The following is a 26,361-nucleotide window of genomic DNA, read 5'->3' as shown; positions in this document are numbered from 1 at the left end:
TTGTTTTCAAAACTCATAGCTCAAATACACCGTAACCGAGCGGCCCGGGCCGGGCTCCCTGCCTGTGGGGCTAGTGCCAATGCCCCTAAAGTAGTATTTCATGTCAAAAATATTATTGACCTGCAGACTCCCCGTAACTTTGTGCCGTCCGCCCTGCCAAAATGTTTGGCTGAGTTGCACATTCCACACCCAATACCAAGGCAAGAGCCCCACACTATTACAGCCAAAGCTTGCTCCATCGATCTTATAGCCAAAGTAGAAGCAAGCGGTTTGGGGTTTAGCCTGGTTGAGAATGGAGGAATAGGCACGGCTATAAAAATAGCTACTCAAACCAAAGGTAGTTTTCTTATAGGTATAGCTCATGTCAAAGATGAATTGATTGGGGCTCACATAGGGTAATCTTTTACCCTTGAGATTAAAGGATTGATTGACAATGCCCTCAAAATAGCTAGGATTATCTTTAGCGTTGTTGGTGATGCGCGCATCAATGTAGGTATAAGCTACATGGAATTGCAAACCCCTAATGGGAGCGTAGTAAAGCTCTAATTCCACGCCCTGACTCTTAGCATCAATATCTAAGGCATTGCTCCCATACCCGCCACTATAATAGTGGTGTGCCAAAATGACAAAGTAGTTGGCATTAAAACTCAAGAGGTCTTTGTAGGAATAGCGCGACCCCACCTCAAACTCATTGAAAATTTGGTTGTAATTGGTGGAAAAAATGCTAACCGATTTGGCTTGGGGGGGGATGAAGCTACGGCGGTAGTTAAAATACATCACCCAATCTTTCAAGGGCTTGTAGCCCAAATTGAAAGCCGGGCTATACTGGTTATCGGTTTTTTTGACAACCTTAGTTTCAGTGAAGCTACCCGTATTAGGATTGACATTTTCAGGCAACACTTTTTTATAATCTAAGAATGTGTAGCGGAAGCCCGGAATGAGGGTGAGCTTACCATTAAAAAATTCCATTTTATAGCTGGCATAACCCACGATATAATTATTAAACATCTCCAAATTTTGGCTTGCTTTTTTGTCATATAAGAATCCGGACATTTGGCAAGTGCCATTATTCACAGATAGACATTCATTTTGCAAGAATCGAAACCGCATATCACTAGCCATGTAGCGCATGCCAATTTTAAAGGTGTGCCTCATGTGTTTGGTGTTTAAGGTGATATTCACATTGGGCTCAATGGCGTTGATGAGATAATTGCGGGGGTGATCGCCAATGTTATACCCCTTGTAGTTTTGATTGGTATAGACAGGACCCAATTTAGGGTTTGTATTGACATTGAGGAAGTTGGAGTCAAATTGGAAATCCCGACTGATGTCATGCCCGTAGTAGGTGAGCGTGAAATCCCCGCCCAGTTTGTCTGTATCGCCAAAAAAGGTCTGATACACCGCCCCCCAGCGCATCGCCTTACCACTTTTTTGATTGTTGGGGCGGTTGTTTTGGAAGCGGTTTTGCTCATAAGCTTGCACACCCAAAGAGCCCGGATCGGTTAAGAAAAATTTATAATATTGGTAGTAAGCCGTGATCTTATGGTTTTCATTGATTTGGTAAATTCCATCTAAAAGGTAGTTTTGGATATTGGTGGGGCTATCCATGCGAAAACCCTGCCCGGCGATGTAATTGGCTTGGACCTGCACACCGACATGATTATTAAACATGCCCCCGCTTTTTAAATAGGTGTTGTATAAAAAATTATTGGCAAGGGTTTGGATAAAAGATTGGTTTTTGCTAGCTGGTCCGGCAAAACCCCCATTGCTTGCCCGCCCCCAAGCCGTCATGCGCTCAGAGATTTGGTTTTCCCATTTATGAGGAATGGGCTTAGTGATGATGTTGATCACCCCGCCAAAGGCATTAGGTCCATACTGCACACTCTCCCCGCCCTTGATCACACTGATACGATCCACAGATTGGAAAGTAACCGGGAAGATGGGCATGCCAATATCCACATAGGGCGCGACATATGCCGGAATCCCATTGATTAAGATCAATCCCGTATTGCTATGCCCCGAGCCCCCGCCCCCAAACCCGCGTATGGAGAAACTAGGCACCGCCCCTACACCGGTGGCGTTGCGGATATGCACCCCGGGCACATTTTGCAAAGCTTCTTCAATGCTTTGGTTGGCTTGTTGGGTGAGTTGTTTGTGCGAGATGACGGTTTGGCTACCCAAATAGTTTTTCACCTCCGGACTGCGCCAACTCTTAGGGGCTTCTTCATTGAAGCTAGCCCCTGTGGTTTCCACCCTTTGTAAGTGCTTGGTTTCAATAGCCTGTAAATTGTGCACAGACAAACACCCCCCCCAAAGAGCGACCATGACTTTTTTCATTAAAAACCTTTTGAAAAAAAATTACAGATATGGATTATATAAAAACAATTATAAGAATTGAATTAATAATGAAAAAAGCCCTAAATTGGGCTAAGAGGGGGCATCAAGTCTGGATTTATGCGGAACTGGGCTAAAAATTCAAAATTCTAATTTAAAACATCTTGACTTGTCAATCGGTTAATCTTTGGGTGGTATAATCGTCGCGGTTGGGCATCAAACCCACACCGCAAAATAAAGGTTTAAGGGATTTTGATCAAATCCATTAGGAGTGGCAGAACAGCAATAAAACAGCGGAATCAATCTTCTCCAACAGCTAAAAAGATTGAGCCAATGTGAGGAACAATGCGCATTGTTTCTTTAAGGGGTGTTGCACAAACACGGCGGGTATTCTACTCGAAAAATTTTATTTTGTCAAGACTTTTAGAAGTGATTCTGAGTTGGTGTCTTGTTATTTTAGCCCCCATTCCTTGACAACACAGCAAATTTAAGCTAAAATGGGCGTTTGTTTGTGAGAATAGCGGGGCGTAGCGCAGCCTGGTAGCGCACTTGGTTTGGGACCAAGGGGTCGAAGGTTCAAATCCTTTCGCCCCGACCAGTCTTCTTTAAAATGGTGGGTGTAGCTCAGTTGGTTAGAGCACCAGATTGTGGTCCTGGGGGTCGTGGGTTCAAGCCCCATCACCCACCCCATTAACAAACTCCCTTTTTTCTTACAAAATTTTACTTTTATGCGCTTGTAGCTCAATTGGATAGAGCACCAGACTTCGGATCTGGGGGTTAGGGGTTCGACTCCCTTCAAGCGTACCACCCCGTGCGCTTGTAGCTCAGCTGGATAGAGCAACGGCCTTCTAAGCCGTAGGCCGCAGGTTCAAGTCCTGCCAAGCGTACCACCCTTTGTTTCAAATCTTAACACCTCATTTGGCACGGCTTTTTGCGATCCTAGCAGGCAAGGATCATTAACCCAAGTATTTTATACTCCACAAGTTAGGTTATTTGTCTGCACAATTAGCCACAATTCTTATTAATGGAGCCCACATGCAACAACCTGCTAGTGAAATCATCCAATCTGCCCTTGCCCTTGCTAGGACCCTGCAAACCAAGATCACGCAACACTTGAGCAGTGAGGAACGATCCTTCCATGCCAAAATGCAAAAACTCTTGAACAATCCCGCGCATAAGGTTATGCTCATTGAGTTGCTGGATCGTAGCTTTAGAGCTCATAGTAACCACGCGCGCTTTGATTTCATTGAATACACACTTAAGAAATACGGCATTGCGGATTTTTTCACCAGCTTTGAAAAGTTGTTGCTGGCGGGCTTTTTGAGCGTGGGCAAGCTTGCCCCCTCCATGAGCGTGCCTTTTTTTGTCAATCGGATTCGCCATGACACAAAAGGGTTGGTCTTAGATGAGAGTAGCGATAGCCTCAAAAGCATGATTGAAAAACGCGAAGCTGAGCACATCACGCTGAATATCAATTTGATTGGTGAGGAAGTGTTGGGGGAATCGGAGGCGGCTTACCGCATGCACAAATACCAAGAGGCGATCAAGTCTAGCTACATCAAATACATTTCTATCAAGATCACCACGATTTTTTCCCAAATTAATATCATTGACTTTGAGAGCTCTAAAGAAGAGGTGGTTAAGCGCCTAGACACCCTCTATGCCCTAGCCCTAGAGCAAAAAAAAGAACATGGGATTGACAAGTTCATTAACCTAGACATGGAGGAGTTTAGGGATTTAGAGCTCACGGTGGAGTCTTTTATGGAGTCTATCACCAAATTCCCCATCAGTGCCGGAATCGTGTTGCAAGCCTATATCCCCGACTCTTATGCCTACTTGCAAAAACTGCATGCCTTTTCTAAAGAAAGAGTGCTCAATAACCTCCCTCCCATTAAGATTCGCTTTGTCAAGGGAGCGAATATGGAGAGCGAAGAAACCATCGCCTCAATCAAGGGCTGGGAGCTCCCCACTTTCACACGTAAACAAGACACCGACTCCAACTACAATAAAATGCTAGATTTTGTGCTGGAGAATGAAAATTACAAATACATCCAAATTGGGATCGCCTCGCATAACCTCTTTGAGATCGCCTACGCTTATACGCGTATCCACACTTTAAATGATCCAGTAGCCCTAGAGCATTTTAGCTTTGAGATGTTGGAGGGCATGAGTTTGCAGGCTAGCCTAGAACTTAAAGAGATGCACAAGCTCATTTTATACGCGCCCGTGTGCGATGAAAAGCATTTTAATAACGCCATCGCCTACTTGGTGCGCCGTTTAGATGAAAACACCGCGGCCGATAACTTCATGAAAGCCTTTTTTAATCTCAGCGTGGGATCGCCGGCATGGAAAGATCAAGAGGAGCGGTTTTTAAAGAGCTTGGCGGGCATAGAGACCTTGGATAGCACCACACACCGCAAGCAGGATCGCAATATCCACCAAGCTAGCCACTCTGCCTACCCCAACAACCCCTTTAAAAATGAGAGTGACACCGATTTTATTTTGAAGGCTAATCGGGAATGGGCTAAAAAAGTTGTGGATAAGGCTAGGAATGCCCCCATTGTCGAACTTGCCCCCATCATTGGTAGAGAATATAACCTTAAAAGCCTCAAAATGATCGATGTCCTAGACAAGATTGCGCATAAAAAGATCGCCACTATTAGCCTAGCTAATGAAAACCTCATCCAAGAGGCCTTAGAATCGGCCAAAGAGAGCACCTTTGGGCATAAATCTTTAAGCGAAATCCATGCGATCTTAGCCCAAGTGGCGCAAAATTTTAGGGACAGACGGGGGGATTTGATAGGTCTATGCGCTTTAGAAGTGGGGAAAACCCTCATCGAGAGTGATGCGGAAGTGAGCGAGGCGATTGACTTTTTGGAATTTTACCCCCATAGTTTGCAAAAACTCCTAGAGGAGCACCCCCATATCCGCTTTAAGCCCAAGGGGATCGGCGTGGTGGTCGCCCCGTGGAACTTCCCCATCGGAATCTCTGTAGGCACAATTGCTGCCCCGCTGGCTGGGGGTAATGCCGTGATTTACAAGCCCTCCAGCCTTAGCGCGGTGGTGGGTTATCGCTTGTGTGAATGCTTTTGGGATGCGGGCGTGCCCAGAGACACACTCATTTACTTACCCGCTAGGGGCGAGGACATTAGCAAGCACCTTTTAAAAGACCCCGCCATTAGTTTTGCCGTGCTCACCGGCTCAGAGGATACAGCGTATCGCATGCTCCAAGCTAACCCCACCTTACATTTGAGTGCAGAGACGGGGGGTAAGAACGCCACCATTGTTACCAAAATGGCCGATCGCGATCAAGCGGTTAAAAATATCATCCATTCGGCCTTCAGCAATTCGGGGCAAAAATGTTCCGCCACTTCGCTGTTGATCTTGGAGGAGGAGATTTACAATGACCCAGATTTCAAACGCGCCTTAGTAGATGCGACCAAGTCCATGAGTGTAGGCGACCCCCTAGAACTCAAGCACAAGATTGGCACGCTAGCCGATGTTCCAGATGCTAAGGTGCAAAAGGCGTTAAACCATATTGGCGAGCATGAAGAGTGGGTGTTGCAACCCGAGTTTGTGGATAATAACCCCTACTTGATGAAACCCTGTATCAAATACGGCACCAAGTCTGGGGATTACACCCACACCACCGAGCTTTTTGTGCCCTTGCTCTCCGTGATGCGGGCCAAGGACCTTAAAGAGGCCATTGAGATTGCCAATGCAACTGGATATGGCTTAACCGGGGCTTTAGAGTCTCTAGATGAGCGCGAATGGGAGTATTATGCCGAGCATATTGAGGTGGGGAATGTCTATATCAACAAGCCCAGCACCGGAGCGATTGTCTTGCGCCAACCCTTTGGGGGGATTAAAAAATCCGCTGTGGGACTAGGGCGCAAGGTGGGGATTTACAACTATGTTACCCAGTTTGTAGAGATTGGAGAATTGCCCAATGCAACCCCCATTACCGATGTGAGCGCGACTCCCTTTATCCAAGCCTTGGAGTCTTTTAACCAGCACCACCAAAATGCACACAACCAAATCGTGCAAATGGCTAAAAGTTATGCCCACTACGAGCAACACGAGTTTAACCAAAAAAGGGATTTTGTGCAGATCCGCGGTGAGGAGAATTGGTTTTCTTATACCAAAGTTTCTAGCATTGGCTACCGCGTGCGCCCTGAAGATGGCTTATTGGAACTCTTTAGCGTCTTGATGGGGGCTGCGGTGAGTCAAATCCCCTTAACTATCAGCTTATCTAGCGATGTGGATAATCTGCATTTTGCCACGCTCTTAGAGTGCTTGGAATATATCAAGCACCACTTCAACCCCACCATTTGCTACGAGAGTTTGGAGGACTTTTGTGCCAAATTGGGCGATTTTGGGCGCATACGCTACTTTGGTAGAAATTTAGACGCACTCTACCAGGCCAGTGCAGATTTAGGTATTGTAGTGGCCAATGCCAAACCTCTAACCTGTGGGCGTTTTGAGCTACTCAATTACCATCTAGAAAAATCAGTCAGCATTTCTTACCACCGCTATGGAAATTTGGGTGCACGCGGGCTTAAAGCAAAGGACGCGCATGCACATTAGCTACCAGATTTTAATCGTCTTTGTGCTCTATTCGGTTTTGATGCTTTACATTGGGTTTTATTTTTACCGCAAGAATGAAACCACCGAAGATTATTTTTTGGGCGATCGCTCCATGGGACCTGTGATTAGTGCCTTAAGTGCGGGGGCAAGCGATATGAGCGGGTGGCTTTTAATGGGCTTGCCCGGGGCGTTGTATGTGGGCGGGTTGGTCAATAGCCATATTGCCATTGGATTAACCATTGGGGCGTTTATCAACTGGTCGCTGGTGGCTAAACGCCTGCGAGTCTATACCAGCGTGATCGCCAATTCGATCACCATCCCGGATTACTTTGAAACCCGCTTTAGCGATGACAAGCACATTCTGCGCTTCATCTCGGCGATCGTGATCTTGATTTTTTTTACTTTTTATGTTTCCTCAGGGCTGGTGAGTGGGGCTAAACTCTTTGAAGCCACCTTTGGGGTCAAATACACCCATGCCCTTATTGTGGGCACTTTGATCATTGTTACCTACACCTTTTTAGGGGGCTATAAGGCGGTGTGTTGGACAGACTTAATCCAAGGCTTGCTCATGATGGGTGCGCTCATTGTGGTGCCCTGCATGATGCTCTACCACTTGGGTGGATTTGAGGCGGGTTTTGCCACGATTGCCAAAATCAAGCCTGAAAATCTCACCTTTTTACAGGGGACTTCTATTGTGGCGGTGATCTCTAGTTTGGCGTGGGGCTTGGGCTATTTTGGACAACCCCATATTTTGGTGCGTTTCATGTCGATTCGCTCCATCAAAGAGATTCCCCAAGCAACCGCCATTGGGATTGGCTGGATGGGGATTAGTCTAGCGGGGTCTTGCTTGATTGGGCTCTTGGGTGTAGCGTATGTGACTAAATTCCATCTCAACTTAGCCGATCCGGAAAAAATCTTCATTGAAATGAGCGCAACCCTATTTAACCCTTGGATGAGCGGGATTCTCTTAAGCGCAATCTTAGCGGCTGTGATGAGCACGGCTAGCTCCCAGCTTTTAGTGAGCTCCTCAACCATCGCTGAGGATTTTTATGCCAAAGTCTTTAACAAGCAAGCCCCGGTTAAAACCGTTATGGTGGTCAGCCGCGCCTCTGTGCTAGCCGTGGCGTGTATTGCCTTTTTTATCTCCCAAGATCGCAACGCTAGCGTGCTTAAAATCGTGTCTTATGCGTGGGCGGGCTTTGGGGCCAGTTTTGGAACCGTGATCCTCTTTTCGCTCTTTTGGGCGCGCATGACACGCCTAGGGGCGATTATGGGCATGGTCTTTGGGGCGGGCATGGTGATCTTATATGATAAATTTGGCAAGGGCTTTTTGGACATTTATGAGATCGTGCCCGGATTTTTGGCTAGCTCTTTGGCCATCATTATTTTCAGTTTGCTAAGTCCCGTGCGTCCGGGCACAAAAGAGGCCTTTGATCGGGTGATGCAAGAGATCAGAAAGGGGTAACCCACCCCATAGTATAGTTGGCTATCATGAAGGGCTGACCTTGTTTTACACCATTGCTCCCTTTGCTAAAACCAAGCCCCTAACCTATGAAAGCCAAGCAAGCCTAGAGATAGGTGCTTTGGTCAAAATCCCCCTCCAAAAACGCCAAGTTTTAGGCGTGGTGCTAGGAGAGTGCCCTAAGCCCCAGTTTGCATGCAAGCTAGCCACCCCCACCAACACCTATTTTAACCCCCACCAAATGCTACTATTACGCTTCATCACGCATTATTATTGTGCAGAACTAGGCGTGGTTGCACCCCTATTTTACCCCTTTAAAAACCCCCCTCTACCCCCCATCCAGAGCACTAGTCCCTGCCCACAAACCCCACTAAGCCCTGCCCAACAAGAAGCCTATCAAGCCCTCCACCCCCTCAAACAAGCCTTACTTTTTGGGGATACGGGCAGTGGCAAGAGTCATATTTACGCCCATCTGATCGCAAGCAAGCTTTCAGAAAGGTCAAGCGCGCTTTTGTTACTCCCCGAAATTGCTCTAACCCCCCAGCTTTACCGCACGCTTTTAGACAACTTTGGATCGTTGGTGGGTTTGTGGCATAGCAAGCTCAAGCCAGCACAAAGAACAGAACTTTTAGACAAACTACACCGCCAGCAAGTGCGTATCGTGGTGGGCACGCGCAGCGCGCTTTTTTTGCCCATGCCAAATCTAGGACTCATCATCATCGATGAAGAGCATGATCATTCTTACAAATCCAACCAAGCCCCCTACTACCACGCCCGCGACAGTGCCCTCTATCTCTCCACCAAAATGCCCATCCAAGTGATTCTAGGTTCAGCCACCCCTAGTTTGCGTAGTTACTACATGGCGCAAAAAAACCAGCACTTGGTGCGTTTAAAGGGGCGTTTTTTTGACACGCATAAAGAAATCATCTTTGAAGATCACAACAGCGCGATCACCCCTTTTTTATGCGCGCATTTGCAAGAGGCTTTGGATCACAAGCAACAAAGCATGATTTTTGTGCCCACCCGGGCGCATTTTAAAAAACTCTTGTGCCAAGCGTGCGGGCAGGGGGTGTGTTGCCCTTTTTGCAGTGTCAATATGAGCTTACACCTCAAAGATCAATGCATGCGTTGCCACTATTGCCAACACAGCGAACAGATTCCCAGTATTTGCCCTCACTGCCAACATGATTTATTGCAGGGCAAACGCATGGGTACGCAGCAGATTAAAAAAGAATTAGAAGAACTCCTACCCCATGCCCGCATAGGCATTTTAGACAAGGATCACACCCACACTAATACCCAAATCCAGCACATCTTAGACGCGCTCAAAGCCCAAGAAATAGACATCTTAATTGGCACGCAAATGATCGCCAAGGGGCATGATTACCCCCAAGTGAATTTGGCTATTATTTTGGGTCTAGATGAAATCTTGCACAATGGGAGTTATGCTAGCTTTGAACAGGGGGTGAGCTTGATGCACCAAATTGCCGGGCGCAGTGCCCGTAAAAACAAGGGGAAGGTTTTGATCCAAACACGCAATCAAGCTTTTTTAAGCCCTTATATCCAAGATTATGAAGTGTTTTTGCAAGAGGAGCTTAAAATGCGCGTGCCAAGCTTCCCCCCCTTTAAACGCCTAGCCCAGCTAACCTTTAGCGCATCCAGTGAGCTCAAGGCTCAAGAAAAGATGCAGGCTATGCTAACACACATCGAGTCGATTTTACCCCTCGGTGTGCAGGTTTTAGGGGCAGGCCCTGCACGCGTGGCTAAGATCGCCAAGTCTTACCGCTATGAAATTTTATTAAGTGCAAGCTTAACGCCCTCTTTACTGCAAATGTTGCACCAACTCCAAGAACTCAAAGCAGATTTTAAAATTGTGCTAGACCCCCTAGACATTTAGAGCACCGCCCAAAGCTGCTAGGTAGAGGGCACTCCCCTCGCTGGTTAAAATCAAAGGGGAGGGCGTGCTATAAATCTCTCTGCTGGCAAATAACGCCCTCTCTGGCGGGCTAAACCCCCCTTCAGGACCTATGATAACCCCATTTTTTAGACTTTTTTGAGCAGGCATGCTAGGCGCGCCTAGATCAAAGACACAGGCTTTAGGGTAGGTTTCTAGGGCTGTTTGGGTGTTGCCCAACACCTCTAAAGCCATCAAATCGCTGCGCCCACTCTGCTCGCATGAGGCGATCAAGATTTTTTGGAAACGCTCCATTTTGGGGGTGTCTAGTTTTTCATCGTGTTGGCTATAAGCCGCATAAAAAAAGCTGATTTGGCTAACCCCCATTTGGTTAAGATAGGGCAAGACCTTTTCAATATTTTTTAAATGGATGATCGCCCAAATAAGATGTATGGGGTGGGTGGGGCATATCCGGCTCTCTTGGGCTGACTGCAAGCTTAAAAGGGCGTATTTTTTATGGATCGTAACGGGTTTGTAAAAATACAAGTTGTCATCTTGCAGATTGCGCATGGCAATGCTTTGGCTAGCGGGCGTGCGGCGGCTCAAATAAAGGTGGCGGTAAGCCTGCCCTTCTAAGAGCACTTCGGGGGCTTTGGCTTGGGGGTGGTAGAGAAAACGCATTAAAAAATTTGGGGGATAAAAAATGCACTAGAGAGCAAAAGATTGAGCGTGTAGAGTCCTTGAGACCAGCGGATATATTTTTGCATGTATGCCTCTTTTATGCGCGCGTGCTTGAGTTTTTTAATGCGCTGGATTTCCCCTAGGCTGATAAGCCCCAACGCAAGACCCATCAAGAGCACTTTTAAAGACCCGCTAAAGCCCTGCATCGCCCAAATAAAAACCCCGCTAAAAAACCCGATGGCCACCCACATGAACACGATCACCATCATGGCATAGAGGCGTTTGTTGAGCGTGGCATAATTTTTCAGATACCCCAACCAAAACAAATTAGCCCCAAAAATCAGCGGGCCTAAGCCCATGCAAAAAGCGTGGAAGTTAATGGCATCGATTAAAGCCTGTGTTGCCATCGGTTTAAAAAAGGGGGCCCAGCCCCTACCCCCTCCAAAAGTGGCTATGCCTTAGAAGTTATAGACATAGTTGAAGAAGACAGAAACATTGCGCTTGTAGGCAATTTTGAGCTCAGAGCCATCTACGCCAGTCCCATTGAAGAAGTAGTTGGTTGCTAGCGGGATGCGCAAGCCGATTTCAAAACCATTGTGGCGATTCACATTGGTTCTAAAGCCGATGTTGATAGGCACTTGGAAGTAGCTAGTGTTCATGCTAGCCTTGCCTCCACCGGCCTTGATCTGTTCCATGAGATTTTTATAGTAGCTCATGCCTTTCACATTCCAAGAGCTACCCGCAAGCATCAAGCCCGCAAACATACCCACGGTATGGTTGCCATCTTTGCTTTCAAAGAAGTTATAAAGGGCATCCACACCCGCACCATAGACGAAGTTATCCACATCATCCGCATCGCTCACATTAAAGGTGCCGTGTTGGTAGCTAAAGCTGGCATAGTAGCGCAAGCCCCAGCGTTTCTTTTTGCCAAAGAATTGCTTATAACCAAACTGGACATTGATCCCGTACATGTTCCCATTGTCGGTACTGAGCACGGGGCGGCGGGGTGCATTTTCGGCGTTGAGAATTTTTTGCACCTGCCCGTTTGCCATAAACTTCGCTTGGGCCGCCATCGCTATGGACTTGAGATTGGTGATTTTGCCCATCAAAGCTTGCAAAGCAACGAGATTGGCTTGGCGTTGTTGGGGGGTTGCGGGGGTGTTGTCCCCAAAGCCTTTTTTGAGGTAGCCCACAAGCGCGCTTTTTTGCACCATCGCCTGGGGTGCCGCATCTGTAGCCGCATTGCTCAAGGCAACCATAGCCTGCACGATTTGTTCTTGCAAGGCACCGATCTGATTCACCAAATTACCCAACTGCGCCTGCACCTGAGACACGCCGAAGTTGGTATTTTGGGAGACACCTTGCGGGCCATAGATGGTTTCTACAAGGTTTGTTACGGCATTTTGGAGGTTGGTAACCCCACTGAGCACAGCCGCATTCTGAGCAATATTGTCAATTCCGCTCACGTTCAGACTGGAAGCAGCAACACCATCGGATAAGGCATTGATCACTGTCCCAAACTGATACCCGGGGTCAGCAGCAATCGATCTAGCTTGGACCGTGACAACCCCAGTGGGCCCATTGAGGGATTGGATATAGTTCTTCCCGGTTGCTTGTAAAGAAGCCACGGTGTCACTCGAGCTTTTAGAGGCCCCACCTGCCAAAGTTTGGAGATAGCCAGCCGCATTCTTGTTACTGGTCTGTGCCGCTTCATAGGCTTGGGCCAGTTGGGCAGCTGCACTATCGCTATTGTAAGCGATGATCGTGCCTGCATTCTTTTCCAAGCCGGCGATAGCACCTGTCAAGGCTTCAAGTTGTTGTTTGGTGAGCGTACCATTGCTCAGAACAGCAGCACCACTTGCCGTGTTGACCCCCGCTTTTTGGAGGGCTTGCACCGCATTAGCGTTAGCCACAAGCGCATTCGCATTATCGCCCACTTCTGTGGAGTTGTTAGAGTAGTTAGCGGTGTTAGCGATGGCATCCCCAACCATCAAGGCCTTGATGGCAGCTTGCAACTGCGGGCTGTTTTGATATGCACTGCTATTGACCACATTTTGAATCGCGGTTTGCAACTGCGCAGGAGTGGCTGTGCTGATGTATTGTGAGACAGTCTGGCCACCGATTGCTTCCAACCCATCTGCTTGCAACTGCTGGGCAATCAACCCGCCTATGCCCATTGGTTTTGTGCCCAAAGCACTCATATTCGGAGACCCCCCAGAGGGAACAAGGGTGCTCAAATTATTGGTGATATAGGCAACTTGGTTACCCACACTCGTAACATTATTAAAAGCTTGGGCATCGCTGATCGTGTTGGCGATCACGGAAACCTGACCGGCTTTCAAGCCTGCTACACCGCCACTAGCGATCGCCGCGGTAGCTAAGTTGTAGGCATCGATGAGTCCGGCAACATTAGCCAAGCTGATGTTGGTTTGGCCAGTGACCTTATCTAAAGCCGTGATCTGGGCATTGATTTGTTGCGCGGCGCTGGCGAAGGCTGAGAGCGTCCCACTGGTGATGGTTGCAGCGTTAGTGCTCCCCACAACGCCACTAATGGCATTTTGGACTTGGGTTACTAGATTTGTGAGAGCTTCACCAGCACCTGGGAGAGAGGTTGCATCCTTGCCCTGGAAATACTGCGCGACCCCGTTTTTAGGGTTATTCAAAGCATCCATCAAACCTTGCACCAAACTTGCCGCGCTGTTATTGCCATAGCCTTCCGTGATATTGTTAAGATTATCGGGTACAAGGCTATTGCTACTACTAACCGCATTGCTAAAGTTGTTGAGCAAACTAGCCACCGCACCGTCATTGGCACTACCATTAAGGGCGGTGATCGCAGTGCTAACAGCAGTTGCCCCCGTGCCAAGATTGACAACATCTGTGGTGTTGCCCCCATTGAGCTCCTGATTGAGCGTGTTGATGGCTTGGAAGGCTTGGTAAAGCGTGCTGTTTGTGTAGTTGGCGGTGGTGAGCTTATCATCCAAATTAACCCCAGTGAGGACACCTGCGGGTGCAGAGGTAATATTAAAAGCCGTGCCTGCTAGGTCTGCTGTGCTACCACCTTTGCCGGTTGTGGTGGCGGCTAGGGCGTTGGTGACATTGCTCAAGTTGTTGTCCAAGTTGTTTAAGCTACCAGTGCTCACAGAACCATAGAGGCTAGCCAAATTGGTGGCGGCAGCCGCGGCAGTTTGGAGCGCGGTTTGGGTATTCCCACTGGTAGCACCCACCAAAGTCCCCCAAGCATTAATCGCCGTGCTACTTTGGGTGATCACATTGCTCAAGTTTGTTAAGGCCTGTTGGGTTAGGCTTGTTGTGGCGGCATAGTTCCCATCGGCTTGTAGGGTGCCATAATCGTTTGCCACATTCCCGTTAAAACCAGCCGTGCTCAAATTGGTCAGGGCATCTTTAAACTTAGTGTTGGTTTTGCTATTGGCAAAAGCGTCCAACAGGGCAACTGGGTTGTTGTTCAAAGCGTCTTGGACTTGGGTGTTCAAACCCTCCAAGTAATTATAGCGGTTGATCAAGTTTTGGATGGCTTGTAAGCCCGCTTGCGTGGCTGTGGTGGCTACAGTATCAGGAGCGGTGCCTGTGAGCATGTTTGCCAAGACCTGTTCAATTTGCGCGACATCCTGTGTGGCATTAGCCCCCTTGAGCCCGTTCAACACGGCTGTATTTTGTTGGTAAATATTGATTTGCCGGATCACACCCAAAAGACCAGCTGTGTCTAGAGTTGCACCACCTTTATTGATTGCGCTCAGCGCCGTTTGCAAGGCACCATAGGCTGCTGCTGCTGTTTGGGCATTGACAAAAGCAGATGCCGTGCTTTGATCAACAGTCAAGCTATTCCCACCAGAGGCATTAGCTGTGGCCAAGCCCGTATCTGCTGTGGCCAAAGTATTGACCGAGTCTTGGAGGCTTGTAGCCAAATTGAGCAACTTCAGCACAGAACTTGCAGCGGTGGCATCATTCCCGCTAAGGGTGAGATTGGCAACCTGATTGTTGGCATTAAGCGCGTCATTAAAGGTGCTCAACAACTTGTTGGTGGTTACAATCGCCGTCCAAGCGGTGGTGGCTGTATTGGGAGTGTTGACCAAGGTAGCTAGCTCGGCTGAATTGTTTGTCTCCAAGGCTGTGATCACCTTCGCCTGATTGCCCGCATCATTGGTTTTTAGATCCCCTGTGATCTTGGCCCACTCGCTTGCAATGGTCTGCACGGGCGTGTTGGTGACAAAGGCATCGGTGAAGGCCTGTGTGGCACCATTAGCATTGGCGATGTCCCCAATGGCACCCATAATTGTGTTGAGGGCTTGGAGGTTGTTAAAGTAGTTCGTGGCGTAGGCATTCTCTTTTAAGTTCCCGCCCACAGCAGTAGAGCCAATCCCTTGTGCGGTGGAGTTCCCGGTGGCGATATTGGAGGTGTTGGCAAGCCCGCCTTGATCCCCAAAGCTAGCCGTAGCCGCCCCTGTCGCGGTGTTCAAAGTCTCCAGAAGGCCCACAATGCTAGCCAAATTGTTAGACCCGGTGCCCATTAAGGTGCTAATAACACTCGTTGAAGCGGTGCCCCCATTGAGGTCTTTACCCAATTGTGTGAGTGCACCACTCAGAGAATTGACCGCCACGACCGCATTAGCCATTTGTGCACTGGAAACATCCAAGCCACCCGTGCCCAGTAAGCTACTGGCTGCTTGGGAGTCAATGCTGACAGTCCCAGTCACGTTCCCCAACAACAAGTTTTGTTGGTCTTGCAAATAGGTCAAACCAGCAGTGATGCTTTTTTGTAAGGTTGCGATCGCCTGTTTGGCATCGCCCGCTTGGACGGCTGTCCAAAACTCTTTGCTCGCACCGGTTGCAACGGTAGGCGTGGCGCTATACCCCGCTAAAAGCGCGTTGATGCCCTCTAGAGTGCTGGTGATCAAGCCCGTGTCATTCGCACCGTTTTTAGGGGCGTTTAACAAGTTGTTAAACTGGTTGAGCGCGTAGGCGTAATCACTTTGAGCCGTCGCACCAACGCCGGTAACATTGGCGGTGAGGGCGTTGACATATTGGTTCAACAAAGTATCGGCGTTTTTGATTTCCGTAATGGTGTTGTAGATCAGACCGGCATTGTTGGCCGCATCGGCTTTATTTTGTGCCTCAGCCGCGCCCCCATTGAGCAAGGCATTAGCGGCCGCATTGTTGGCAGCAACGCCCAATGCCGCACCCAAACCGGCTTGCCCGCTAGTGCTGAGCATTTTATTGAGCGTGTTCACATTCCCCGCATAGGAGGCAGCCAAGCCGATCAATTTAGCTAGGGCGGCATTGCTCGCCTGGGCTTGGCTTAATTGGTTAGCCAACCCAGAAGCAACGATGGATTGATCGATGGGGTTGCCAGCCGTGGCGGTGGCAGATTTGGTAACCGTATCTGGAGCACTGGTGCCAGAAGCACTATCCCCAATTTGTGCGGGGTATAGCGTGGTGGTGTTTTGGACTTTACCACTTGTAGGCTCGTTGGTCGCACTGACGCTACTTTGTGTGGTGTTGTCCACTAATTTTTGCAATCCAGAAATGGCATTTTGGAACTCTTGATAGGGGCTGATTGTCTTGGCACCTGTGCCCGATCCGCTACTGATTGAGGGGTTGAACAGATTAAAGACCGCTTTAAGAGCATCCCCGCTCAGTGCACCACCACCGCCCCCAAAAGTGCTGCTACTCAAGGCTGTTCCGGCACCACCCCCAATGGTGGTTGCACCGGCTTTAATCTCTGCCATCGCTTGGGAAGCTTGTTGGAGCTTGTTAAAGACTGCTGATTGGACATTGGTCGCGGCTGTGATGCCCAGGGCTTTAGCCTGATCGCTACCCAAAGAGCTTACTAAGCCTTGATAAGCGTCCCAAACAACTTTGTAAGCACCCGGATTAACAATGCCATTAAGAGCATTTAAAGCTGTCTTGACGGCATCTTCGTTGTTGGCATAATCATTTCCTGCTTTGCTAACAGTTACCCCCGCTAATGCATTGATCACCGCATCTACATTGGCATCCGCACTGCTCAAGCCCTGAGGGGTTGTGGCTGTGGGGCTGGCGATGTTGAGGACGTTGTTTAGAATCGCATCGGCATTGGTGTTGTAGGCCACAACTGCAGTTGCCACTGTGGTGGCATTGGCATTCAACGCAGTGTCACTTGTGGCAATCCCCCCAGAAATCAAGCCATTGAGCGTGGCCAAGCCATCCAAGGCATCTAGGGCTCCGGGAGAACCTGTCGCGCTGTAGTTGGTCCCTTGGCCACTAGAAGGTGCAGTACCTGTGGGGACAATACTACTGGTCGCATCAGGCGTGCCGAACATGATGCTATTGATGGTTTGGATGCTTTGGGCTAGATTGCCGGTGGCGGTCTGAGTTTTTGCAGTTGCCGCAGCTGCCGCAGCTGCCGCATTGGCTAGGGCAAGCCCCGCGCTGTAAATGGTGTTCCCACTCCCGCTATTGGATAGCAAGGTGCTCAAATCTTGCCCGTAGTCGTTGCCATTGCCATTGGCACTCTTAAGGTTTGTGTTATCTGCCAAACCTGCGATGTTTTGATAAATGGTGGTCATCAACTTGTTGGCATTAGTGCTATCTGTACCGGGATCGCTTAAGGTTGAGCTTGTGGAAGTGAATGCCCCAGCAACAGCTGCGGTCGCCCCGGTGCCAATATTGGTTTTATTGCCCCCAGTAGCGGTAACACTCCACCAACTAGACCCGCCTAGGGTGCCCGTGCCTAGGACATTGCCCGCTGATGAAACACCGCTGAAGCTAGCGCGATCAGAGTAGTAAGTGCCTGCCATGTTTTGGACTTGTTGCAACCAAGGCTTGAGCGTGGTCCAGTCGTAGATGTTCAAACTGCCCAAGGTGGTGTCGCTCAAGGTTTGGGTCGCTCCACCTAAAGTTGTGCCGAGTAGACCACTAGCACCGTTGAATAACCCACTAGACCCATAGAGGACATAGCTAGTAACAGCGGGGTTATTAGTCCCCGGGGTGGTGTTAGCCGCCCCAGCACCCGCTACACCCGTGGGTGCAGAACCACTAGGGCCAAGGATGCTAGGGCTGGTATTGCCCGCAACACTCCAAGACCCGCCTAGTATCCCAGAAACCGAATCGACAAGCTGATCGATGGTGATATCAGCCGCATCCAAAGCGGGTGCACCGCTAAAGCAAAAAGCCAAAGCCAAACTTAAACTTCTAGTTTTCATTATCTCTCCTTACGATCCTAGTTTTTCCCTACGGCTTCCCTACAGGAATGGTGTTATTACCGCCCCCAGCCGGATTTGTGGTCAGACTACCCAGTTGGGGCACGGTAACACCACTACCACCCGTGTTAGCACCCAAAACCAATGCGTTTGAGTTAGAGCTGTAGTTAGGTTTGGGCCCTACCAGCGACTGCGCGCGAGTCATGTTGGAATATTGGAAGCCGACACTCCCATAAAAGCCACTATTTTCTGCTAAGAGTAAGCTACTGGATAAAAGCAATGTTGCAACGCTAAAGCTAGCAAAATGTCGGATATGCATAACGGTCCTTTTCCTTTTTATGAAGTAGGCACCTATTCTACATAAACTTAGCTTAAATCAATCCTTAAAATTTTAAGTTTTTATTTTTATTTGTGAATATTTAACTTACGTTTAAGAATTAATGACCCTATAGTTATGGTTTCTCGTGGTTTTTTAAAAATCCAACAGTTTTGCGCTTGTGCTATAATACCTGCTATTCCATGTTTTAAGGAGTTGCATGCGTGTAGCCGTCTTTGGGGGCGGGGCGTGGGGGCGCGCCCTAGCCTTTGCCTTTGGGCATAAAAACCCCACGATCATCATCTCACGCCAAAATTTAGCCCCCTTGCTGATGCCCTTAAATAAACATTTGGTGCTCAAAGGGCATGACCCAATCTTGCAAGCTAATTTTGATCAAGGCATGCAAGCCGATTTGTTTGTGGTCGCCATCAGCGCGCAACATTTGCGTGCATGGTTTGAAAAAGCCAATCTGCCCTACACGGCTAAAATCTTAATGGCGTGCAAGGGGATTGAGCTTGGCGGGGCGTTTGTGAGCGATATTGCTAAAAATTTCATCGCCCTAGACAATCTGTGCTTTTTAGCCGGTCCGGGCTTTGCTAAGGAGATCATGGCTAGCCTGCCCTGCGCTTTGGCGGTGCATTCTAGTAATGCTAGCCTAGCTAATAGCTACGCCCAAGCCTTGCCGGCTTTCATGCGCTCCTATGTGCAAAATGACATCAGAGGGGGGGAGATTGCCGGGGCGTATAAAAATGTGATCGCCATTGCTGCTGGGGTGTGCGATGGGCTGGAGTTAGGTCAGGGGGCTAAGGCCTCTTTGCTGGCCCGGGGGCTAGTGGAGATGTGCCGTTTTGGGACTCACTTTGGGGGCAAGGTGGAGACCTTTTTAGGGCTATCCGGGGCGGGGGATTTGTTTTTAACGGCCAATTCGCTTTTTTCACGCAATTACCGCGTGGGGCTGGGGCTGGCACAATTTAAGAGCCTAGAGAGCATTTTAGAGGAATTGGGGGAAGTGGCAGAGGGGATCAAGACCACACAAGCCATCGTGCAGATCGCCCAAAGAGAGAATATCTACACCCCGATCGCCTCTGAGCTCCAACACCTCTTAGAGGGCAAAAACCCCTTAGAGAGCATGAACACCTTGATCAAACGCTAGGATTGAAGATGATGACTTTTTCAGACATTCTTTTGGCATTGCAAGATTTTTGGCAAAAACAAGGTTGTTTGATCATCCAGCCCTATGACATCCCAGCTGGGGCGGGGACTTTCCACCCGGCCACGCTTTTAAGGAGCTTGGATAGCCAGCCTTGGAGCGTGGCTTATGTCGCCCCCTCACGCCGCCCCACCGATGGGCGTTATGGGGAAAACCCTAATCGCTTGGGCAGTTACTACCAGTTCCAAGTGCTCATCAAGCCTAGCCCGCTGAACATCCAAGAATTGTATTTAAAATCCTTGCAAGCCTTGGGGATTGACTTTAGCCAGCACGATGTGCGTTTTGTGGAGGATAATTGGGAGTCGCCCACTTTGGGGGCTTGGGGCTTGGGCTGGGAGGTGTGGCTAGATGGCATGGAGATCACGCAATTTACCTACTTCCAGCAAGTGGGCGGGCTAGCTTGCCACCCCGTGCCCATTGAGATCACCTACGGGTTAGAACGCCTAGCAACCTATATCCAAAATGTGGATTCGATCTTGGATATTGTTTGGAGTGTCCGGGATCAAAAGCCCATTTTGTACAAAGAGGTCCATTTAGAAAGTGAGTATGAGTTTAGCCATTACCATTTTAACCATGCGCGCCTAGATTTCCTCATGGATTGCTTTGAGCGCAACCAAGAGGAGGCGCGCCATTGCTTGGAGCAAGAACTGCCCTTAGTGGCTTATGACTTTGTGATGCTCAGCGCGCATTTTTTTAACGTGCTGGACGCTAGAAAAGCCCTCTCTGTGGCTAAACGTCAAGAGTGTATTTTAAAAATCCGCCAGCTGGCTAAGGCGTGTGCGCTGCTTTACAAAGAGCAAGAGGGCGCGCGTTTGGAGCGCCTATGCCAATAGGGGAGATTTACGCTTTTTTAGACCAACTTAGCCCTTTTAGCTTACAGGAGAGTTGGGACAATAGCGGGCTGAACTTGGGGTCTTTGGGCTCAGAGTTTGAGCGAGTCGCCATTAGCCTAGAGGCTACGCTAGAGCTGGCTCAAGAAGTCAAACCTAAAACGCTCATCTTAACCCACCACCCGCTTTTTTTCAAGCCCATCAAAAATTTTGACCCCACGCTTTACCCTTGCAACATCGCCCAAATTTTGATCCAAAAATCTTGTAGCTTGATTGCCTTGCACACTAATTTTGATCAAACCCATTTGAATGCGCATTTTGCTAGCTTGTTGGGCTTTGAGAACCTAGAGGCACTCGGCTTTGCCCTGCAAGGCCAGATAGAACGCATCGCTTTAGGGGGTTTAGCCCAACAGGTGCAAAAACGCCTCAACTTGCCCTATGTGCGCTTCGTGCGGGGGGCTAGCCACATTGAGCATATCGGGGTCATTTGTGGATCGGGGGGGTTTTATTTAGATACCCTAACAAACCCACCCCCCAATTTTTGCCTGATCACCGGGGATTTAAAACACCATGAGAGCATGGCCGCCCGCAGTCGGGGGATTAGCCTCATTGAGGTCGAACATTATGCGAGTGAAAAGGCTTTTGTGCCCTTGTTGCACGATCTATTACAACCCTATATCTTGCAAACTCAGTTAAAGCATGTTAGACTTTTTGATTGCAAAAGTCCATTCACCCTAAAGGCACATTGATGAATATCCATTTATCCCAACTCATTGAGATCGCACAATTAGATAAAGACATTGAGGCCCTAGAGCCCTTAATCAAGGAAAAGCGCGCAGATTTAGATAAGGCCCTTGCCAATAAAAGCAAGAAACAAGCCGAACATGCCCTACTGGAAGAGGAAAAAAGGGCTCTAAATATACAAATTGGCAAAAATGAACAAATGCTCCAAGAAACCAATGGCAAGATTGAGAGTATCCAAAGGAAAATCTCACAAGTAAAATCGGAACGTGAATTGCGCTCCCTCAACATTGAGGAGGACATCACCAAAGAGCGTGCCAACCAAGCCAATAAAGAGATCGATCGTTTGCAAAATGAGATCGCCCATAAAAGTAAGCTTCAAGAGAGTTTGGACAATTCCTTGCAAAATTTAGAGGAACAGATCAAAATCCTTGAAAAACAAGTCGAACTAGACACCATCCAGCTCAAAGAGGAGCAACAAGAGATTTTCCACAAAAAGCAGGAATTGACTCTTAAAATGGATCGTAAGCTCATCGCCTTTTATGAGAAAATCCGCCGTTGGGCAGGAAATACCTGCGTGGTGAGTGTGAAGAAACAAGCCTGCGGGGGGTGCTTTATCCGCATTAACGATCGCACCTATGCGGAGCTTTTGAGCAGTGGGGACATCCTCACTTGCCCGCATTGTGGCCGTATTTTGTATGCACATACCCCACCTGCAGAGGTTGCCAATCAAGCCCTTTGAGTTTCTCTATACGGGCATTTTGGCTAGCTTGCATGGGCTTGCCTTGCCCCTAGTGGGGCTCTTTAGCCTCAAATCTAAATACCAGCACTCCCTCAAAGCGCGCTTTTTAGCCCGCAAGCACGCTTTAGACTTCCCCCCGACCTTGTGGTTCCATGCCTGTTCTTTTGGGGAAATCAAGTCTTTACAAGCCTTGTTAGATCAATTCCCCCAAGTCCCCATTTTGCTCACCACCACCACCCAAACCGGCTTTGAGCTGGCTTGTGCCACTTATGCGAAAAACCCCCGTATCCAAGTGCGCTTTTTGCTCTTTGAAACGCTCTTATTTTTGTGGCGCAAGGATTTAGCGCATTTAAAAGCCCTAGTGGTTACGGAGGCTGAATTGTGGTTTAATGTTTTTAGGCTAGCTAAAAGTGTGGGGGCACAAACCTTTTTGATCAACGCGCGCATCTCTAAGCGTTCCTACCCACGCTACCAACGCTTCAAGGGTTTTTATACCCGCCTATTCAAACAAGTTGATCACATTTATGCCCAAACCCCCTTAGATCAGGAACGCCTAGCCACTTTGGGCGCGCAAAATGTCCAGATTTTCCCCAATCTCAAACTCTTTAACCCCCCTAAGGTTTCTCACACCTACACCAAACCCGATCATTTGATTGTTTTAGCTGCCAGCACCCACCCCGGGGAGGAAGAATTGATCTTAAAAGCCTTTTTGGCCCTCAATGATCCCCATGCTAGGCTTTTGATCGCCCCGCGCCACCCAGAGCGTTTTGCAGAGGTGAAAACCCTACTAGCCCATCAAAGCACCGCCTTTAATAGCCTCTCCAAGGGTTTTGATCTGGATAAGTCGGTCTTTGTGATCGATAAGTTGGGCGTGCTCAACGATTTTTACCCCTTAGCCGATGTGGTGATCTTGGGGGGGAGTTTTGTGCCCATTGGGGGGCATAACCCCTTAGAGCCCGCCTTTTTTGGGGTCAAGCTCATCAGTGGCAAGCACATTTTTAACCAACAAGCCCTATTTGCTTGCGTGCAAAATTACGCCTTGATCGAGCCCGAACAACTGAGTGCCACTCTAGCCAACCACGCCCAGCTATTGCCCAGCTTTTTAGACACCCACAACCACCAAATCAATGAATTAGCCCATGCCATCTACCCAACCAGCCTATAAACTCTTGAGTCTCCAGCTAGACATTTCGCACAAAAAAGCTAAAGCCCTCATTGATCGGGGCTTGGTGGGGTTGGGGGGCAAACCCTTAAGATTAGCGCGTGCTAAGTTACCCTTAGATACGCATTTTAGCCTACTAACCCCCCAAAGGGCCGGCATTCTCTATCAAGATGATCACCTGCTAGCCTTGAATAAAAGCGCACACACGGAGAGCTATGCCCTGCAAAGACAACACCCGCCCTACCAGCTTTTACACCGCCTAGATCAAGGCACCAGCGGGGTTTTACTCTTGGCCACCGAACCACTTTACACCCAAGCCCTGCAAGCCTTTAGGCAAAGAAAAGTTTATAAAGAATACTTAGCGGTGGTGCAGGGGGTGATTAAAGAGCCCCAAACCCTCAAAATACCCCTCAGAGTGCAAAAAAGCCACCGCCATTTTAGCAAGGGCTTTGTAAAAACCTATATGGACCCTAAAGGGCAAGAGGCGATCACACACATTAGCCCGCTAGCCACCCACAAAAATTACACGCTCTTAAAAGTGGTGATCAAAACGGGGATCACCCACCAAATCCGCGCCCACTTAAGTGCAATTAAGCATCCCATCATGGGGGATCAACTCTATGGGGCATCTCCCCACCCCTATTTGCTCTTGCACGCCCATAAAATCACCCTACTAGGTTACGCCTTGAGTGCACCTATCCCGCCCTATTTTAAGGAGTTTGATGAGTTATTGGAACGAGATTTATAGCCATTTTAGCCCTGTTGCTTTTAGTGTCTTTGGGGTCCCGGTGCATTGGTATGGATTGGCTTATGTAACCGCGCTCTTGCTGGCTTTTTTAATGGCGTTGAGGGCGTTAAAAAGCGATCCAAAGCGTTTTCCCATCAGCAAAGCCAATTTTGAAAGTTATTTTATTTATGCTGAGGTGGGTGTGATCTTGGGGGCGCGCTTGGGCTATATTTTGATCTACGATCCCAACACCCTCTATTATCTCAAAGCCCCATGGCAGATTTTTAACCCCTTCCATAATGGGGAATTTATCGGCATCCGGGGGATGAGCTACCATGGGGGGCTGGTGGGTTTTTTGCTAGCCTCTTGGCTCTTTAGCGTGATTAAAAAGCAAAATTTCTTGATCTATTTGGATTTGATTGCCATCAGTCTCCCTTTAGCCTATGTTTTTGGGCGCATAGGCAATTTCTTAAACCAAGAACTTTTTGGGCGCGTGGTGCCCAGTGGGGACACTTTCGGGCAACATATTGGCATTGTGGTTGAGGGGGTGTTGCGCTATCCTAGCCAGCTCATTGAGGCTCTTTTAGAGGGGCTGGTGGTCTTTGTGGTGGTGGGTGTTGCCAAAGCCTACACCCACGCGCATGGCATGCTCATGGTGATCTATGGCTTGAGCTATGCGGCTGCGCGTTTTGTCTCAGAATATTACCGCGAGGCAGATTCACAACTGGGGTATTATTTTTGGCATTTGAGCATGGGGCAGATTTTGAGCATGCTGATGGTGTTGGTCTCTTTAGGTCTTTGGGGATTCATTGCGTTTAGACAGAAGCAATCCCGGATTTGAGCCCAAGCACCCGGTCCGTTTTTAGAAAAAATTATGATGATGTGTGATAGGATTGTTTGCCCAAATAAAAGGAGTGAGTATGGCTATCAGACAAAAATTAGTCAATACATTTTTACCCGGTGTTTTAGGACTTTTTTCCTTGCTCCCCTTGGGTGCTGAGAAGAGTGGGGCATTTGTAGAAGCGGGATTCCAGTACTCTTATGCTAGAGGTTCTTTTAAGCAAAATATAACCTTGCAAGAGACAATCATGATACCAGGGATGCCCTATGTCTTCAAGGCAACGACTCAAGCGGCAAATCCTTATGATGGCAATCTTTATGGGGGGGATATCCAAATCGGCTACAAGCTCTTTATTGGCGAAACAAGACGCTTTGGCTTGCGTTTTTATGGCTTTTTCAGCGGGCAAAAAGGGTATGCCAACTCTGTGCGTGGCAGCGACTCAGATTCTCATTTTATTGTCAAGGATTTAAACGCCGTTAATATTTTCTATGGTGGGGGTATGGATATGCTCTTTAATTTCTATGATGATGGCGAGCATTCTTTTGGCATTTTTGGGGGTGCGATGGTTGGGGGGAGTTCTTGGTTTATGGGCAAGGATAAGTATTGCAATTGGGCTAATGCCTATAACCATGGCACAACCGGTTGTGTAACGCTGAATCAATTTTTTAAAGATCAGGCGCGCATTAATAGCGAGCATTACCCCGGACTCAAGACTTTTTTTGCGCCTAATTTTTTACAAGTGATTGTCAATTTAGGCTTTAGGCTTAATCTCACTAAGCATCAGGGGCTTGAGGTGGGTGTGCGCATCCCTATTGTTGATGATCCCTATTATCTTGATAAAGGCACTTACACAACAAAAACGGGGATTTTAAAGCGCAGTGTCAATGTCAATAGTATTGTCACATTTAGACGCAACATTGTTGCTTTTGCCAACTATGTGATCAATTTTTAGGCATTTTGAATAATTGATAAAAGGTAGGTCATGGTTTTCAAATCTGTGTGGCGTGTGGCTGTGGTGGTGGCTTTATCTAGTATGGGTTTGCAAGCGCTCAAGCTAGGAGAAAGCAAGGCTTATAAAAAAGGCGATGCGATGTATTGGGCTTATTACGGGGCTAGTGGGGGCTATGACACTTCTACAAACCCGGAGACAGATTGCAAACAAGCTCTTAAGTATTTTAAGCAGGCTGTGCAAGAAAAGGATTTTGCGGCCTATGAGGGTTTGGGTAGGCTCTATGAGTCTGGCTGTGGAAAAGTGGTTAAAAAGGATATCCCCAAAGCCATCGAGCACTATAAAAAAGCAGGTGCAGTGGGTTGGGGAGCTGGGTATGCTAGTTTGGGGAGAATGTATTATGAGGGATCGGGTGTTCCTAAGAGTCAGAAAAAAGCGCAATATTATTTGGGTCTTTGCCGCAAAAGTGCCCATCCAGTTAAAGCAAATCCTAATGTAACGCCTGAGGGTGTCGATGGGTGCAAGGCAGCCATATTTGATCTCAATGTGGGGGGAGATTAAGTGTTAATTGGTGTTTCTTAAAAGGGTCTTTGTCTTTTTCGTTATTTTTAAGCCCCCCTTAAGCTTTACACCGATATAATGCGCTTTTGCCTAAGCAAATGTGATAGCTCGAAGGCTTTTTTCTA

17 protein-coding genes and 4 tRNA genes are annotated in these 26,361 nt (G+C 48.3%); 16 read left to right on the top strand and 5 right to left on the bottom strand.

Annotated features, from left to right (window positions below; all coding sequences use genetic code 11):
• Positions 1-6: 6 nt before the first annotated feature.
• Positions 7-2,337 (bottom strand): TonB-dependent receptor family protein, encoded by a 2,331-nt coding sequence (locus FNE76_RS05385; RefSeq protein ID WP_120955830.1) that lies wholly within the window; start codon positions 2,335-2,337, stop codon positions 7-9.
• Between the two features lie 518 nt (positions 2,338-2,855).
• On the opposite strand from FNE76_RS05385, the gene FNE76_RS05380 reads away from it, so the two are divergent.
• From FNE76_RS05380 to FNE76_RS05350, 7 genes are all read left to right on the top strand, one after another.
• Positions 2,856-2,932: transfer RNA gene (locus FNE76_RS05380), tRNA-Pro, on the top strand.
• 15 nt (positions 2,933-2,947) lie between these two features.
• Positions 2,948-3,024 (top strand) — tRNA-His (locus tag FNE76_RS05375).
• A gap of 40 nt (positions 3,025-3,064) precedes the next feature.
• Positions 3,065-3,141, top strand: a tRNA-Arg gene (locus FNE76_RS05370).
• Positions 3,142-3,147: 6 nt separating this feature from the next.
• A tRNA-Arg gene (locus FNE76_RS05365) sits at positions 3,148-3,224 on the top strand.
• A gap of 145 nt (positions 3,225-3,369) precedes the next feature.
• Positions 3,370-6,921: a proline dehydrogenase family protein gene (locus tag FNE76_RS05360; protein ID WP_120948492.1), complete on the top strand. Its 3,552-nt coding sequence runs from the start codon at positions 3,370-3,372 to the stop codon at positions 6,919-6,921.
• Positions 6,911-8,386, top strand: a complete 1,476-nt coding sequence (gene putP / locus FNE76_RS05355; RefSeq protein ID WP_120948493.1) for a sodium/proline symporter PutP — start codon at positions 6,911-6,913, stop codon at positions 8,384-8,386. The genes FNE76_RS05360 and putP overlap by 11 nt, the downstream gene beginning before the upstream one ends.
• Positions 8,387-8,426: 40 nt before the next feature.
• Positions 8,427-10,280, top strand: a complete 1,854-nt coding sequence (locus tag FNE76_RS05350) for a primosomal protein N' (RefSeq protein ID WP_185963005.1) — start codon at positions 8,427-8,429, stop codon at positions 10,278-10,280.
• On the opposite strand, the gene FNE76_RS05345 is transcribed toward FNE76_RS05350, so the two are convergent.
• The 4 genes from FNE76_RS05345 to FNE76_RS05330 are packed head-to-tail and all read right to left on the bottom strand — an operon-like array spanning position 10,269 to position 18,476.
• Positions 10,269-10,958: a 16S rRNA (uracil(1498)-N(3))-methyltransferase gene (locus FNE76_RS05345; RefSeq protein WP_120955832.1), complete on the bottom strand. Its 690-nt coding sequence runs from the start codon at positions 10,956-10,958 to the stop codon at positions 10,269-10,271. The genes FNE76_RS05350 and FNE76_RS05345 overlap by 12 nt on opposite strands.
• Entirely contained in the window at positions 10,958-11,365 is a 408-nt protein-coding gene (locus FNE76_RS05340) for a hypothetical protein (RefSeq protein WP_185963004.1), read from the bottom strand. Before FNE76_RS05340 ends, FNE76_RS05345 begins: the two co-directional genes overlap by 1 nt.
• 51 nt (positions 11,366-11,416) lie before the next feature.
• Complete coding sequence (locus tag FNE76_RS05335; protein ID WP_143928412.1) at positions 11,417-18,160, bottom strand: outer membrane beta-barrel protein; 6,744 nt, start codon at positions 18,158-18,160, stop codon at positions 11,417-11,419.
• Between the two features lie 28 nt (positions 18,161-18,188).
• Positions 18,189-18,476, bottom strand: a complete 288-nt coding sequence (locus tag FNE76_RS05330) for a hypothetical protein (protein WP_120948497.1) — start codon at positions 18,474-18,476, stop codon at positions 18,189-18,191.
• A gap of 217 nt (positions 18,477-18,693) precedes the next feature.
• Between FNE76_RS05330 and FNE76_RS05325 the strand changes: the two genes are divergently transcribed.
• The 9 genes from FNE76_RS05325 to FNE76_RS05285 all read left to right on the top strand — a co-directional run bounded on the left by FNE76_RS05325 (position 18,694) and on the right by FNE76_RS05285 (position 26,236).
• Positions 18,694-19,626: an NAD(P)H-dependent glycerol-3-phosphate dehydrogenase gene (locus FNE76_RS05325; protein ID WP_120948498.1), complete on the top strand. Its 933-nt coding sequence runs from the start codon at positions 18,694-18,696 to the stop codon at positions 19,624-19,626.
• An 8-nt stretch (positions 19,627-19,634) separates the two neighbouring features.
• Positions 19,635-20,516, top strand: coding sequence for a glycine--tRNA ligase subunit alpha (glyQ, locus tag FNE76_RS05320; RefSeq protein WP_120948499.1), 882 nt, complete (start codon positions 19,635-19,637; stop codon positions 20,514-20,516).
• Entirely contained in the window at positions 20,507-21,262 is a 756-nt protein-coding gene (locus FNE76_RS05315) for a Nif3-like dinuclear metal center hexameric protein (RefSeq protein WP_120948500.1), read from the top strand. The genes glyQ and FNE76_RS05315 overlap by 10 nt, the downstream gene beginning before the upstream one ends.
• Positions 21,262-21,996, top strand: coding sequence for a zinc ribbon domain-containing protein (locus FNE76_RS05310; RefSeq protein WP_120948501.1), 735 nt, complete (start codon positions 21,262-21,264; stop codon positions 21,994-21,996). Before FNE76_RS05315 ends, FNE76_RS05310 begins: the two co-directional genes overlap by 1 nt.
• Positions 21,953-23,161 carry a lipid IV(A) 3-deoxy-D-manno-octulosonic acid transferase gene (gene waaA / locus FNE76_RS05305; RefSeq protein ID WP_120948502.1) on the top strand — a complete coding sequence of 403 codons (1,209 nt, stop codon included), beginning with the start codon at positions 21,953-21,955 and terminating at the stop codon, positions 23,159-23,161. The genes FNE76_RS05310 and waaA overlap by 44 nt, the downstream gene beginning before the upstream one ends.
• Complete coding sequence (locus FNE76_RS05300) at positions 23,136-23,906, top strand: RluA family pseudouridine synthase (RefSeq protein WP_120948503.1); 771 nt, start codon at positions 23,136-23,138, stop codon at positions 23,904-23,906. The genes waaA and FNE76_RS05300 overlap by 26 nt, the downstream gene beginning before the upstream one ends.
• Positions 23,881-24,726, top strand: coding sequence for a prolipoprotein diacylglyceryl transferase (lgt, locus tag FNE76_RS05295; protein WP_120948504.1), 846 nt, complete (start codon positions 23,881-23,883; stop codon positions 24,724-24,726). The genes FNE76_RS05300 and lgt overlap by 26 nt, the downstream gene beginning before the upstream one ends.
• Before the next feature lie 79 nt (positions 24,727-24,805).
• The gene (locus FNE76_RS05290; RefSeq protein ID WP_120948505.1) at positions 24,806-25,678 is read left to right on the top strand and encodes an outer membrane protein; all 873 of its coding nucleotides are present in this window, start codon (positions 24,806-24,808) and stop codon (positions 25,676-25,678) included.
• A 30-nt stretch (positions 25,679-25,708) separates the two neighbouring features.
• A complete protein-coding gene (locus tag FNE76_RS05285) occupies positions 25,709-26,236 on the top strand; it encodes a tetratricopeptide repeat protein (protein ID WP_120948506.1) in 528 nt (175 codons plus the stop codon).
• Positions 26,237-26,361 lie beyond the last annotated feature (125 nt).

It is taken from the genome of Helicobacter mehlei (assembly GCF_007280785.1).
Classification (GTDB): Bacteria; Campylobacterota; Campylobacteria; order Campylobacterales; family Helicobacteraceae; genus Helicobacter; species Helicobacter mehlei.
Note: the sequence above shows the minus strand (reverse complement) of the source record. Positions and strands in the feature narration are given on the sequence as shown.

Excerpts from the sequence above, each read along its gene's own strand:
- lgt (WP_120948504.1), top strand. The coding sequence starts at position 23,881 with ATGAGTTATTGGAACGAGATTTATAGCCATTTTAGCCCTGTTGCTTTT.
- FNE76_RS05290 (WP_120948505.1), top strand. The coding sequence starts at position 24,806 with ATGGCTATCAGACAAAAATTAGTCAATACATTTTTACCCGGTGTTTTA.
- FNE76_RS05310 (WP_120948501.1), top strand. The coding sequence starts at position 21,262 with ATGAATATCCATTTATCCCAACTCATTGAGATCGCACAATTAGATAAA.
- FNE76_RS05340 (WP_185963004.1), bottom strand. The coding sequence starts at position 11,365 with ATGGCAACACAGGCTTTAATCGATGCCATTAACTTCCACGCTTTTTGC.
- FNE76_RS05345 (WP_120955832.1), bottom strand. The coding sequence starts at position 10,958 with ATGCGTTTTCTCTACCACCCCCAAGCCAAAGCCCCCGAAGTGCTCTTA.
- glyQ (WP_120948499.1), top strand. The coding sequence starts at position 19,635 with ATGATGACTTTTTCAGACATTCTTTTGGCATTGCAAGATTTTTGGCAA.
- putP (WP_120948493.1), top strand. The coding sequence starts at position 6,911 with ATGCACATTAGCTACCAGATTTTAATCGTCTTTGTGCTCTATTCGGTT.
- FNE76_RS05285 (WP_120948506.1), top strand. The coding sequence starts at position 25,709 with ATGGTTTTCAAATCTGTGTGGCGTGTGGCTGTGGTGGTGGCTTTATCT.
- FNE76_RS05300 (WP_120948503.1), top strand. The coding sequence starts at position 23,136 with ATGCCATCTACCCAACCAGCCTATAAACTCTTGAGTCTCCAGCTAGAC.
- FNE76_RS05325 (WP_120948498.1), top strand. The coding sequence starts at position 18,694 with ATGCGTGTAGCCGTCTTTGGGGGCGGGGCGTGGGGGCGCGCCCTAGCC.
- FNE76_RS05330 (WP_120948497.1), bottom strand. The coding sequence starts at position 18,476 with ATGCATATCCGACATTTTGCTAGCTTTAGCGTTGCAACATTGCTTTTA.
- FNE76_RS05385 (WP_120955830.1), bottom strand. The coding sequence starts at position 2,337 with ATGAAAAAAGTCATGGTCGCTCTTTGGGGGGGGTGTTTGTCTGTGCAC.
- FNE76_RS05315 (WP_120948500.1), top strand. The coding sequence starts at position 20,507 with ATGCCAATAGGGGAGATTTACGCTTTTTTAGACCAACTTAGCCCTTTT.
- waaA (WP_120948502.1), top strand. The coding sequence starts at position 21,953 with ATGCACATACCCCACCTGCAGAGGTTGCCAATCAAGCCCTTTGAGTTT.
- FNE76_RS05360 (WP_120948492.1), top strand. The coding sequence starts at position 3,370 with ATGCAACAACCTGCTAGTGAAATCATCCAATCTGCCCTTGCCCTTGCT.
- FNE76_RS05335 (WP_143928412.1), bottom strand. The coding sequence starts at position 18,160 with ATGAAAACTAGAAGTTTAAGTTTGGCTTTGGCTTTTTGCTTTAGCGGT.